This window comes from Acetanaerobacterium elongatum (assembly GCF_900103835.1).
In the GTDB taxonomy this organism is placed as follows: domain Bacteria; phylum Bacillota; class Clostridia; order Oscillospirales; family Ruminococcaceae; genus Acetanaerobacterium; species Acetanaerobacterium elongatum.
The window spans coordinates 1-11971 of the sequence record NZ_FNID01000022.1; the positions used below are offsets into that span (position 1 = coordinate 1).

The following is an 11971-nucleotide window of genomic DNA, read 5'->3' on the forward strand; positions in this document are numbered from 1 at the left end:
GATAGGCATGCAAATTTGAAGTATAAGTATGGGAACAGGCATTTCTGGTGCAGAGGATATTATGTTGATACAGTAGGAAGAAATGCAAAAGTAATTGAAGAATATATCAAAAACCAATTACAAGAAGACATAGCTTCAGATCAAATATCATTCAAAGAATACATAGACCCGTTCACGGGTAGCAAGGAAACAAAGGCATGAAAAACGAACAGCCGCTTTAGCGGCTGCCCGTAATAGTAATGCGGTTGGCGGAACCATTCAGTGCGTCTTGAGACGCTGTGCCAGTAATATGCCCTTTTAGGGCTGGTGCATACCACCAGTTTAACTGGTGGTTTTGATTTATTCTTTTGCCCGGCGTTTTAGGTTAATTTAATTCCTTCGTTGACAGTTGGCAGCTACTCGCTTCTTAGTTATTTAAGCTGCTTTCCGCAGTAAGGACAATACTTTTGCTCTTCCTCCGATCTATCCTTCTTGTTTTCTATGTTCTCTACGAACCCGGAACTTATTATTCCGGTAGGAACCGCTACTAAACCAATACCTAAGAAAGCAATAACGGAGCTTAATAATTTACCTGCGGGAGTAACAGGATAAATATCACCGTAGCCGACTGTTGTAAATGTTGCAATAGCCCACCAAAATGCGTCGAATATATTATCAAATTTATCCGGCTGAGCAGCATTTTCAATGTTAAACATCAGTACTGACGCAATTAGCATAAGTATAAAAACAACAAGAATGGATGATAGTAATTGGCTGGCCTTTCTGCGAAACACGTCGGATATGGCATGAAGTGAATCGGTATACCTGTTTATTTTTAATAATCTGAATAATCTTATTACTCTTAAAGCACGTAATACGCGTAAATCTATTGGAATTATAAATGGTATGTAAAATGGTAGAATAGCAACTAAATCAACCAAGGCCATAAAAGACAGGGCATACTTTATTCTAGCCTTAAAATGGCTCATATTTGGATACATATAAGTAGCTACCCATAGCCTTAGTAAGTACTCAATAGTAAAAACAATAACGGAAACAACTTCAATAATATTGGATATCATAACTGCATAGGGTGGCAGCTTAAAGGTATCCAAAACGACTTGTATAATATTTATGATTATCAGGCCAACTATTATACTGTCGAATATGTTACCAGCAAGGTTGTTCTCGTCGTCATCCCGAATTAGGTTATAGACATTGTATTTTATACGCTCAAACATCATCTTGCCTTCCTATCTTTGAACTATGAGCCTTATTTGTTTAGTCAAGCATCGTATACAAAAAAGACAAGCTTATCCTACGACTAACAATTTGCCACATGAGCGCTACTAATGTTATATTTAATTCTCTATGTTTATCTTATTGGCCGAGCCACAAAGCGAGCATTTAGACAAATCAATGCATAGAGAACGACAAACCCCTGTTATACAATTGTTATTACAATCATAATACCAATAACTAATATTGCAGCAATAGAAAGTGCTGAAAGCAAACAGCCGCCGCCCATAGCGGCCTTACCCACCTTGCGCTGTATTCCTGCTTTTGAAGTTGGTATGCCTGTAAAGCGGGAAAAATTGCGTTTCGCTTTTGTAATACCTAAAGCCCTTTTTGCAGAGAATGAAACGCCGGGTATTTTAAAACTTCTACGTCTTGCCATTGTTCTCTCTCCCTATACAACAGTAATTGAAGTACTAAGTGTTTTGTTTCCACCCTTAATTACTATTCGATATGATCCGGACTTAGTTTTACCGCCAATTTTCCATGACCATGTTACTTGCCCACTGTCATCGGACATTTTCTTTTCTAGGCCGTCAGCTTTACTAGCTCCGCTTGAATAGTATACCAAAATAGAATATTCTGTGTTGGGAACACCTTGAATTGTAAGGGAAGCATTTTCGTTTGGAGAAACTGGAGAAGTAATGCTAATGACACTAATCTCTTCGGAAACTGCCGTGCTTGCCGTCATTGCTAAACTTGATTCATTCTTAATTTCTGACGATTCAGATTTGTTGGAATCTGGCAAAGGCGACTCTGCAATTTTGCTTGATTCTGATATTGAAGATGTTTCAGAAGATTTAGAAGAAGTGCTTAACAAAGAGTTAGATGAAATAGCGGAAGATACTTCACTTGAAGAAATGTCAGAAGAATTCGACTTAGATGAATTCTGGATGGATGCAATCTCACTTGATTCAGCAAGTGAATCCGTACTTGATACTTCGTCAGATGAGTTTTGAACAGTTGCATTTGCGGGTACTGGTTTTGAATACTTGGGAGTAGAGGCTATACGAACAATAACAAATAGGGCAAAAAAGGCAGTAATAATTATCTTAACTACCATGTTCCAATTCTTACGATATATCCACATAAAAGTCAAACCAACAGGGAAGAACAAAATTAAAAATAATACGGTAGCCCAAGTTTGAGTGTACCACTTCCCTTTTTGCGGAGTGAATGGGGTTTGAGTAACCACAGATCCTTTAACAAGCGATTGACCGCACTTTTTACAAAACTGTGCATCATCTGGGTTTATAGTTGCACATTTCGGACAAAACATTATGATACCCTCCAATCATATGCTTACGTCGACATGGTTCTACTATATTCTAGCATTATATTAAAAATATTCAATAGTTGGAGTGAAGTTCAACAGCATGAGAATAATAGAATAAAACCAGATAGCTTATTTACGCCATTATTTCATTTCAACTGTACCTCAAGGGATAGTACCCTCTAACCAAATCAGCCAAAAACCAACAGCCCAAGGCCTTACGGCTTTGGGCTGTTTTTTTAATCATGTATAGATGCCGTTGTTTGATAAAACGTCTTATAGGCACGTTTAAAAAAACATCATGTTCGTTAAAAGATATTCAACTTATTTCGATACTCTTCCGCATAACAGCCTTTAAGGATAATTGAAAGCAGTGTTTCGAACAGTTGCTGCGGCGCATAGTTTAATGTGGCGTATACCCTTCCTTGGGTAACATAATCCGCGGCACCGATAACGATATCAGCCACCAAGGCCTCGTCAATATCGCTGCGGTAAACGCCAAACTCTTTTCCGGACCTTAAAAGCTCTTTCAGGTTATGAAAGATGATTCGTTCGCGTGCGGATTGTATCTTCTCATAAGCCTCGGGGAGGTCGTGCTGCAGCTGGCGCAGCGCTTCAGGGTGAATACCCGAAATCCTGGCCGAAAGGGCGTGCAAAAACAAATTCAGTTTTTGCGGCGGGGTAGTGGCAGTATCACGAAGAAGGCCTTCAAACTCCTTCTCCAGCTGCTGTACCACCAAATCGACACCTGCGAACATGAGCGCCTGTTTGGATTCAAAAAGCTGATAGATTGTGCCTTTCCCAACGCCGGCGCTGCGCGCAATCTCCTCCATTGAGATGCGGGCATACCCATGAGCCATAAACAGCCGAATAGCCGAGTCGAGTATCCGTTTTCTTTTCATTTCCTCCGAGCGCATGTTACCCCTCCCGCAGCTGGTGCTTTCCTGTTTTTATTATAACAGAAAATTTTAAAAGTTACACCCTAACACTTATCCCGATTATAAACAAATCAAACAGAAGGCCTGGATTTATGGCTGTATTACAAGAATTCCAGGACTTAATGAGAGATTTGAATTATCTGTGACAGCATTCTGCGAGCTTGCTGTTCCGAGCGTGACTTTGTTTGCGGTTAAATTCTGCGGTACTTCTTCAGTGCGAGGATGTTCATGACAAAGAAGAGCAGGATAAACACCAAAAGTGCGGTTATATCCGGCAGGATCTTCTCAGGCCCCGCGCCTCGGATGGTAACGGCCTTCAGCGCATCACAGGCGTAGTAAACCGGAAAGATTTTTGCCGCCTCGCCAAGATGGTAGGGCAGGGTATCAAGCGATATAATCCCCGAAAAGAAAATCTGTGGGATAACCACTATGGGAATAAACTGCATCATCTGGAACTCGTTGTTGGAGAAGATGGAGAAAAAGGCACCGATGCATACCGCAGACATGGCAAGCAGTATCGTGATAAGCCCCGCGGTAATCACCGAGCCCGCAACTGCGAAGCCAAGCACGCAGATATCGTAGGTAAGCAGGACGATGCTCTGCAAGATGGCAAAGAAGCCGAAGCCCAGCGTATACCCCAGCACCACCTGCCACCGGCGGACGGGTGTCATCATCAGCCGTTCCATGGTCTGGTTGGTGCGCTCTCTTACAAACGAGATGCCCGCGATAATAAAGATGATAAAGAACGATACAATCCCCAGCATCACATAGCCAAGGCTGTTAAACAGGGTGTCGTCGCTGTTGCCGTAGATAAACTCCGTTTCCATCGCGCTGCCCGGCGACAGCTCCTTCATGGCGGAGGTAACGGCCTTTTGTACAATTCCGGCCTTCGTGGCATCGTTGGTTTCCAAAAGCAGATGGGTAGTACCGTCCTCTTTATACAACAGTGCGTCGGCCTGCCCGCTTTTTACCTGCTCACGGCCCTCGTCAACCGTAAGGCTTGTTACGGTAACGTTCTGCTCCTTGAGCTCATCCACCAGCGGCGCAGGCATATCGGCCTCTGCAATCCTCGCTGTGTAGTCCGAATCCCCAAGCAGGAAGTAGATGAGAGTGAAGATAAAAAGCGGCACCAGCAGTATCAGCGCAAGCGAGCGCTTATCGTTAAAGATCTGCTTGATAATGCGTTTTATAATATTAAATGTTTTCATTGCCTTTTTGACTCCTTTCCGGCGCTTTGTGCCGAAAAGGCACAAAACACTATAAAAAATTGCGATGCGGCTTTGCCGCAGGAGGAGTTATACAAGCCAATTAAATGGTATCCATTTGATTGGCTTTGGACAGCGACTTTTCCATACTTTTTTTAGTTTGCCGCTGTTAGGCCTGCGCGCCGTTATTAAAGAAAAGCTCCTCTATGGTATGGTTTGGTGTGCGCGCAAGCAAAGCATCCACCCCGTCGCAGGCCAGCACCCCGCCGTTGTAAATGAGTGCAAGCCGGTCGCACATCACGGCCTCATCCATTACATGGGTGGTGACAATGATGGTTTTACCCTGCTCCTTCAGCCGGTTAAACTGCTCCCATATCCGGCGGCGCAGCAGCGGGTCGATACCCACGGTGGGCTCGTCGAGAATCAGCAGCCCAGGCTCGGCCAGCAGCGCCACGGCCAGCGAAAGCCGCTTCTTCATGCCTCCTGAATAATTGCTTACTTTTTTGCCGCCGTCGTGTTCAAGGTCCACCAGCTTTAGCACCTCATGAGCGCGTTTTTTGAGCTCCGGTTTTGCGATGCCGTACATCCCGCCGAAGAACATCAGGTTATCGTAGCCCGAAAGGTCGTAGTACAGCGCGTCGTTCTGCGGCATATAGCCGAAATCCCTGAGTGCGCGCAGGCTGGGAATTTTGATATTACCGATTTTAATTTCACCCTCATCCGCATTGACCGCGCCGATTATCAGCCGTATCAGCGTGGTTTTTCCCGCACCGGAAGGCCCGATGAGGCCGAAAATCTCGTTGTTTTCAATCGTCAGGCTGATATCCTTGAGTACCTGTTGTTTTTTAAAGCTCTTTGACACATGGCTTACACATACCTGCATCCTTTTCACCTGCTATCTGCGTATTTTTAGTACTTATAGAACTTAAATAGTTCTTTAAGTTCTATATTAGAACAAGTCTTTATAAAAGTCAAGGGGGGAGGATATAAAAAAGCGGATACTATCCTGTCAGAATAGTATCCGCTATCTTTATCGTATTATATTGCAGCTGTCACGAAAGCTCAAACTGCCCGGTATAGAGCTGATAATACTTGCCCTTCTGTGCCAGCAGCTCCTCGTGGTTGCCGCGCTCGATAATCTCGCCCTGCTCGAGCACCATGATGGCATCGGCGTTGCGAACGGTAGAGAGACGGTGGGCGATTACAAACACGGTGCGCCCGTGCATGAGCTTATCCATACCCTTCTCAATCAGCGCCTCGGTGCGGGTATCAATCGAGCTGGTGGCCTCGTCAAGGATGAGCACCGGCGGGTTGGCTACTGCGGCGCGCGCGATGGCCAAGAGCTGTCGCTGGCCCTGGCTGAGGTTGGCACCGTCGCCGGTAATCAGGGTGTCGTAGCCCTGCGGCAGGTGCTTGATGAAGGAGTGGGCGTTTGCAAGCTTCGCGGCGGCGATAATCTCGTCATCGGTGGCGTCGAGCTTGCCGTAGCGGATATTCTCGCGCACGGTGCCGGTGAACAGGTGGGTATCCTGCAGTACCATCGCAAGCGAGCGGCGCAGGTCATCCTTTTTAATCTTTTGGATGTTGATGCCGTCATAGCGAACCTTGCCCTCGCTGATCTCGTAGAAGCGGTTGAGCAGGTTGGTGATGGTGGTTTTGCCCGCACCCGTGGAGCCTACAAAGGCAATCTTCTGCCCAGGCTTGGCGTATAGCGAAACATCCTTCAGCACCGTTTTGCCCTCTTCATAGCCGAAGTGTACGTCCTCGAACTGTACGTCGCCCATTAAGCGGGTATAGGTTACGCTGCCGTCGTGATGCGGGTGCTTCCACGCCCACATACCGGTGTAGCCTGCCGCCTCGGTGATGGTGCCGTCCTCTGCCTGCGTGCAGTTTACGAGCTTCACATAGCCTTCATCCACCTCCACGGGGGTGTCGATAATCTCGAAGATGCGCTCGGCGCCTGCGAGGGCGGAGAGGATGGAGTTAAACTGCTGCGAAACCTGAACAATCGGCTGCGAGAACGAGCGGGTGTACTGCAAAAACGAGGCGATCGAGCCGATATCGGTCATGCCGCGGATAACCATTACAGCGCCCGCAGCGGCGGTAAGCGCGTAGTTTACATACGAGAGGTTGCCCATGATGGGCATGATGATGCTGGCGTAGGTGTTGGCGCTGGTGGCAGCCTTGCGCAGGTTCTCATTGAGCTCGGCAAACTGCCCCTTTACCTCTTCCTCGTGGCAGAACACCTTTACCACGTTCTGCCCCTCAATCATCTCCTCGATATAGCCGTTGACGGCGCCCACCGCCTTTTGCTGCGCCTTGAAGAACAGGGCGCTCTTGCCGCCCACGGTTTTCACCACCCACAGCATTACCGCAAGCATTACAAGGATGAGCAGGGTAAGCAGGGGGTTGAGTATCAGCATCATTACAAAGGTGCCGACAATCGAGATAAACGACGAGATAAGCTGCGGCATGCCCTGAGAAACCGCGTCGCGCAGGGTATCTACATCGTTGGTGAAACGGCTCATCAGCTCGCCGTGGGTATGGGTATCGAAGTATTTCACCGGCAGGTCTTCCATGTGGTTGAACAGGTCGGTTCGGATGGTGTTGAGCGTGGAGGTGGCAACGGTAATCATCAGGCGGCTGTAGATATAGCCTGAAAGCGCGCCCGAGGCAAACACCGCCGCCGCGATGAGAATGAGCTTAACAAGCGGCAGGAAGTCGGCCCCCTGCGGGTTGGTGCCCACCAGCGGCAGAATACCCTCGTTGATGATGGGCTTGATAAAGAAGGTGCCTGCCACCCCCGAAAGGGAGCTTAGCAGCACAAAGAACACAACCAAGAACAGACGAACCTTTTGACGCATTAAGTATCCAAGCACGCGGCTAAAGGTTTTGCGAACATCCTTGGGCTTGCTGGATTTCATCGGACGTGGTCCCGGCATTATTCCGCCACCCCTTTCAGCTGAGAATTGTAAACCTCTTGGTAGATCTCACAGCGGGCCAGCAGCTCGCTGTGGGTGCCGATGTCGGCAATTTTGCCGTCGTCGAGCACGATAATCTTATCCGCGTCGCACACCGAGGCCACGCGCTGGGCGATAATCAGCTTGGTGGTATCCCTAAGCTCCTCAGAAAACGCCTTGCGGATCTTCGCGTCGGTGGCGGTATCCACGGCGCTGGTGCTGTCGTCCAGAATTAAAATCTTCGGCTTCTTTAACAGTGCGCGCGCGATGCACAGGCGCTGCTTCTGCCCGCCCGAAACATTTACGCCGCCCTGCCCGAGGTCGGTTTGGTAGCCGCTTGGGAACGATTCGATAAACCCGTGCGCCTGCGCGCATTCGGCGGCCTGATGAACCTCCTCATCGGTGGCGGACTTGTTGCCCCACCTGAGGTTTGATTCAATGCTGCCCGAGAACAGCACGTTCTTTTGCAGCACCATGCTTACGGCGTTGCGCAGGTTTTGCAGCGTGTATTCGCGCACATCGTGCCCGCCTACCAGCACCTGCCCGCCGGTAACGTCATACAGCCTTGGAATAAGCTGAACCAGCGTGGTTTTGGCCGAGCCGGTGCCGCCGATGATACCCACCGTTTCGCCCGAGGCGATAGAGAGGTTAATGCCCTCCAGCGTGTTGGTATCGGCCTCTTTGTTGTAGCGGAAGGAAACATCCTTAAACTCGATGGTGCCGGTTTCTACCGTAAGATTGCGGTTGGCGTTGTCGTCGGTGATGTCAATCTTCTCGGCAAGCACCTCGTTAATACGGCTGATGGAGGCGCGGGAGAGCACCAGCATTACGAATACCATCGAGATCATCATCAGTGCGATGAGAATCTGGGTAACGTAGGTGATAAAGCTGATAAGCTCGCCGGTAAGCATGGTTCCGGCAATAATGAAGTTGCCGCCGAACCACAGGATGGCGATGATGCAGGAGTACATAGTAAGCATCATGATGGGGAACGCGAAGATGATGGCGCGCTCCGCCTTGCGCTGGGCGTACATTACGTCATCGTTGGCGCCCTGAAACTTCTCTTTCTCATGGGACGCCCGCACAAATGCCTTTACCACGCGGATGGCTACGAGGTTTTCCTGCACCGAGGCGTTGAGCTTATCAAACTTGCCCAGCATCTTGGTAAAGCGGGGAAAGGCCACCGAGGCGATAATGGCAAGGCAGATGGCCAGAAACGGGATGGCAAGCAAAAACACCGTTACCAGCGACTTATTAATGGTGTAGGCCATGATGGTGGCGCTTACCAGCATAACGGGGGCGCGCACCAGCAGGCGGATAGACATTAAAAATGCGTTCTGTGTGTTGTTGATGTCGGTGGTTAAACGTGTAACCAGCGAGGCGGTGCTGAATTTATCGATATTGGCAAACGAAAACTCCTGCACCTTGTTAAAGATCGCCTTTCTTACCTCGCTGCCGAAGCCCATGGCCGCGGTGGAGGAGAAGAACGACGCAACGGCGCCGCAAAGCAGCGAGAGCAGGGCATACAGAATCATTACCCCGCCGGTTTGAAGTACATACCCGATATCCTTGTTGGGGATACCCACATCGACGATTCTGGACATCAGAAAGGGTATCTGAATCTCCATCAGAACCTCACCGATGATTCCTATAGGCCCCAGAAGGGCAAAAACCCAATACTTGTTGATATAGCGCAGCAGCTTAGCCACGGCCGCAACCCTCCTTTTTGTCGTTCAGTTTGTTGATTTCCTGGGCAAACAGGGAGGCCACCGATTTTCCCTTCAGGTCGTCGGTAGCAAGATTATCGCTCATACGGTTGATGAATGCGGCAATCTGTGTGCATTCCTCTTCGGAAAAGCCCTTGAACAGGTCGGCATCCATCTTGCGCAGCTCCTCCTGGCAGCGGAGCACTGTTGAGCGGCCCTCGTCGGTTAAGGAAAGCCGGCTGCACCGCTGGTCGTTCTTATCCGCGCTTTTGCATACAAGCCCCGCCCGCTGCATCCTCTTCATAGAGGTGGCGATGGAGGGCGGAGAAACCATCATGTTCTGCGCAAGCTCGCGCTGCGTGCAGCCGTCGTGCTCCATGATGTACCTGAGGATAGGGTACTGCCCGAAGTGGAGCGGTGTTTTGCCAAACACGCCGTGCATACGAAGACGGTAGATTGCGCTTAAGCGGTGCATACTGCTTTTAAGCTCGCCGAGAGGTATTTCCATAGGTCCGTGTTCCTTTCCCATACCTTCAATTGACAGCAACAAAAGGCAGCTGCTGTATCAATGAAGGATATAAAATAAATAACCGGTTAACTATTAATCGGTTACTATAATATACATCAATATAAAATTTTAGTCAATAGCGTTCATAAAATGTTCAGCGTTAGTTTACATAGACAGATGCTTTGCCGGGCGGCTGTGTCCCCTTAGAAAGGCTATAAAGGCTAACCTTTCATCGGTTTTTATCATTAATCACGAATGTTTGTAGTTATTATGGGTGCATCTTTATTGTTGTACAGTTATTGTGTATAATTTCAGCAAAGACAGAAACGTATTCTGAGCGAATAAATGTAAGATATAGTATGCGTATGGGGTTTTACAACAAGATGATGAAATTGACCCGGTAATCCAAAGCAGCAATGATTGATGCAATAACGAAAGGAGTAAGCGCAGTGAACCTGAACTATGAAGGTATTCGTGACAGTGAAGCATGGCAGGAAGCAAAGGTACGCCTGCCCCGATACGATGTACAGGCGGTGGCCAAGGCAACAAAAGAACACCCCGTATGGCTGCACTTTGGCGCGGGGAACATCTTCAGAGGCTTTATCGCAGCCCTGCAGGACAGGCTTTTAAACGAGGGCCTTGCCAACAAGGGCATTGTAGCCGTGGAATCGTTTGACTATGACATTATCAAAGAGGTTTACGCCCCGCACGATAACCTGACACTGCTGGTAACGCTGAAGGCAGACGGCAACAACGAAAAAAGCGTGGTGGCAAGTATCGCCGCGGGCTTTACCACCGCCGACGATTTTGCAATTTTACAGGGTTACTTTAAAGATGTGCAGCTGCGGATGGTGAGCTTCACCATCACTGAAAAGGGGTATTCGCTCTTCGATATGTCCGGGAACCTGCTGCCCGTTGCGGATGCCGATATGAAGAACGGGCCTCAGAAGCCCGTGCATGTGATGGCGGTGCTGACCTCGCTGTTGTATACGCGCTATAAAAACGGTATGGCGCCCATCGCGCTGGTGAGCATGGATAACTGCAGCCACAACGGCGAAAAGCTGGCCAATGCTGTTAAGACGGTTGCAGCGGCGTGGGAGCAGGCGGGCTTTGTTGATAAGGGCTTTTTGGCCTACATAGGCGACGAAAAGCGTGTTTCCTTCCCGTGGAGCATGATTGACAAGATTACCCCGCGCCCCGACGGTGAGATATACAAAGCGCTGACGGAAAGCGGCATCGAGGGCATGGCACCGATTGTAACCGGCAAGGGCACCTATATCGCCCCGTTTGTAAACGCCGAGGCTCCGCAGTACCTGGTGGTGGAGGACAGCTTCCCCGCGGGCAGGCCGATGCTGGAGAAGGCGGGCGTATACTTTACCAGCCGCGATACGGTAAACCGCATGGAGCGCATGAAGGTAACCACCTGCTTAAACCCGCTGCACACAGCGCTGGCGGTGTTCGGCTGCCTGCTCGGCTATACCAAGATTTCCGAGGAAATGAAGGATGAACAGCTTTCAAAGCTGGTGAGGCGTATCGGCTATGTGGAGGGGCTGCCGGTGGTAACCCACCCCGGCATCCTGGAGCCGCGTGCGTTTTTGGATGAGGTGGTAAACGAGCGGCTGCCCAACCCCTATATCCCCGACACCCCGCAGCGCATCGCCTGCGATACCAGCCAGAAGATACCGATACGGTTTGGTGAGACCATCAAGGCCTATCTGGCCTCCCCCGAATGGAACACCGACTGCCTTACGGGTATTTCACTGGCGCTGGCGGGCTGGCTGCGCTACCTGCTGGGGGTGGACGATGAGCTGAACCCGATGACGGTGAGCAGCGACCCGCTGTTAAACGAGCTGCAGGCCGCGCTTGCGGGCATTGAGGTTGGCGACCCGCAGAGTGCCGAGGGCAAGCTGGACGGAATTCTGCACAACGCCGCCCTGTTTGGGGTGGATTTGTTTGAGGCAGGGCTTGCAGATCGTGTGCAGATGCTGTTTGAGTGTATGCTGCAGGGCAAGGGTGCGGTGCGTGCTTTATTAAAGGATTATATCGGTTGAAAGGATAGAATCTTTCAGCCATGAGGTTTAATGCTCTGTATTCTAAAAGTAAGCG

General features: G+C 49.3%; 11 protein-coding genes. 2 read left to right on the top strand and 9 right to left on the bottom strand.

What is annotated here, in order from left to right; all coding sequences use genetic code 11:
• Window positions 1-201 (top strand): transposase (locus tag BLR50_RS09050; protein ID WP_205408656.1); only part of this gene is annotated, 201 nt, incomplete at its 5' end.
• Window positions 202-410: 209 nt separating this feature from the next.
• On the opposite strand, the gene BLR50_RS09055 is transcribed toward BLR50_RS09050, so the two are convergent.
• The 9 genes from BLR50_RS09055 to BLR50_RS09095 all read right to left on the bottom strand — a co-directional run bounded on the left by BLR50_RS09055 (window position 411) and on the right by BLR50_RS09095 (window position 9865).
• Entirely contained in the window at window positions 411-1220 is an 810-nt protein-coding gene (locus BLR50_RS09055) for an ion transporter (RefSeq protein ID WP_242871730.1), read from the bottom strand.
• 203 nt (window positions 1221-1423) lie between these two features.
• Entirely contained in the window at window positions 1424-1657 is a 234-nt protein-coding gene (locus BLR50_RS09060) for a hypothetical protein (protein WP_092640936.1), read from the bottom strand.
• Between the two features lie 12 nt (window positions 1658-1669).
• Complete coding sequence (locus BLR50_RS09065) at window positions 1670-2554, bottom strand: zinc ribbon domain-containing protein (protein ID WP_092640939.1); 885 nt, start codon at window positions 2552-2554, stop codon at window positions 1670-1672.
• A gap of 302 nt (window positions 2555-2856) precedes the next feature.
• Window positions 2857-3465, bottom strand: a complete 609-nt coding sequence (locus BLR50_RS09070) for a TetR/AcrR family transcriptional regulator (RefSeq protein ID WP_092640942.1) — start codon at window positions 3463-3465, stop codon at window positions 2857-2859.
• 212 nt (window positions 3466-3677) lie between these two features.
• Window positions 3678-4694: an ABC transporter permease gene (locus BLR50_RS09075; protein ID WP_092640945.1), complete on the bottom strand. Its 1017-nt coding sequence runs from the start codon at window positions 4692-4694 to the stop codon at window positions 3678-3680.
• 166 nt (window positions 4695-4860) lie between these two features.
• Window positions 4861-5574 carry an ABC transporter ATP-binding protein gene (locus tag BLR50_RS09080; RefSeq protein ID WP_205408682.1) on the bottom strand — a complete coding sequence of 238 codons (714 nt, stop codon included), beginning with the start codon at window positions 5572-5574 and terminating at the stop codon, window positions 4861-4863.
• Window positions 5575-5743: 169 nt separating this feature from the next.
• On the bottom strand, window positions 5744-7633 hold the full coding sequence (locus BLR50_RS09085; RefSeq protein WP_092640951.1) for an ABC transporter ATP-binding protein: 1890 nt from the start codon (window positions 7631-7633) through the stop codon (window positions 5744-5746).
• On the bottom strand, window positions 7633-9360 hold the full coding sequence (locus tag BLR50_RS09090) for an ABC transporter ATP-binding protein (protein WP_092640954.1): 1728 nt from the start codon (window positions 9358-9360) through the stop codon (window positions 7633-7635). Before BLR50_RS09090 ends, BLR50_RS09085 begins: the two co-directional genes overlap by 1 nt.
• On the bottom strand, window positions 9353-9865 hold the full coding sequence (locus BLR50_RS09095) for a MarR family winged helix-turn-helix transcriptional regulator (RefSeq protein WP_162840384.1): 513 nt from the start codon (window positions 9863-9865) through the stop codon (window positions 9353-9355). The genes BLR50_RS09090 and BLR50_RS09095 overlap by 8 nt, the downstream gene beginning before the upstream one ends.
• A 449-nt stretch (window positions 9866-10314) precedes the next feature.
• Between BLR50_RS09095 and BLR50_RS09100 the strand changes: the two genes are divergently transcribed.
• Window positions 10315-11916 (top strand): mannitol dehydrogenase family protein, encoded by a 1602-nt coding sequence (locus tag BLR50_RS09100; protein WP_092640959.1) that lies wholly within the window; start codon window positions 10315-10317, stop codon window positions 11914-11916.
• Window positions 11917-11971: the final 55 nt, after the last annotated feature.